Here is a 766-nt window from a genome sequence, read left to right as displayed (position 1 = left end):
ACCGTCACCGACCTCCGGCAGGCGATCCAGAACGCGTTCGCTGCCTTCACCCCTGCCGAATGTCGCAACTACCTCGCCGCCGCTGGATACGATGCATACGATCCAGCATGATCGGATGCGGCTCTAGGTCTTGAGGCTGCGGCGACGCAGATCATTCTCTGGGCAGAGACCGATGCTCAGCGAGCAGCCCGGCACCCCGATGTAGCTCGTGACGCCCACGATTACGCGCTACTTCTCCGACATGACATGTACAATTGGTGCTTGCGCGATCGTATCAGAGAGCGGGCTTTTAATCGTCGTGCGGCCACGGTGGCGGCGCTGTTGGTTGTGTCGCCGCAGAAGCTGGTCGGCTGAGTCCATACCGTCGCTCCTGAAGACGCAAGATCCAGCATAGCCCCATGGGCGAACACGCCGTTAGCCCCCGATCGCGATCATATTGCTGATCGCCAGGAGAACCCGAAGATAGAGATTGAAGGCCCTGTTGGCGCGATCATCGAGTTCCCGACGGCACATCGGACGACGTCATGAACAAGGCGCCCCAGACACATTACGGCGCTACGGCAGCGCCAGCCGAGCAACATGCGGCGAACCCATTCGATCGATTAGACCCGTCTTCAAACGTGCCCGCAGGCGGCGCGAAGGTGCCGCGCATCGTCAACTTCGAAGGCCGTCGAATCCAGGTCACGGACGACGCGACCGACGACGAGATCGCCTCGATCCTCGACCCTGCGCCCGCGCCGCCTGCGGGCACGTTTGAAGACGGGTC

1 protein-coding gene and 1 pseudogene are annotated in these 766 nt (G+C 62.0%); both read left to right on the top strand.

The features are described 5' to 3' along the window. Nucleotides 1–111: pseudogene (locus FV217_RS22465) on the top strand (IS630 family transposase); the annotation flags it as partial. A gap of 413 nt (nt 112–524) precedes the next feature. Further along, on the top strand, nt 525–766 hold a 242-nt coding region (locus FV217_RS22460), incomplete at its 3' end, for a hypothetical protein (protein WP_147821853.1).

It is taken from the genome of Methylobacterium sp. WL9, assembly GCF_008040035.1.
GTDB classification, from domain to species: domain Bacteria; phylum Pseudomonadota; class Alphaproteobacteria; order Rhizobiales; family Beijerinckiaceae; genus Methylobacterium; species Methylobacterium thuringiense.
This window is presented reverse-complemented; position numbering and strand designations above follow the sequence as displayed.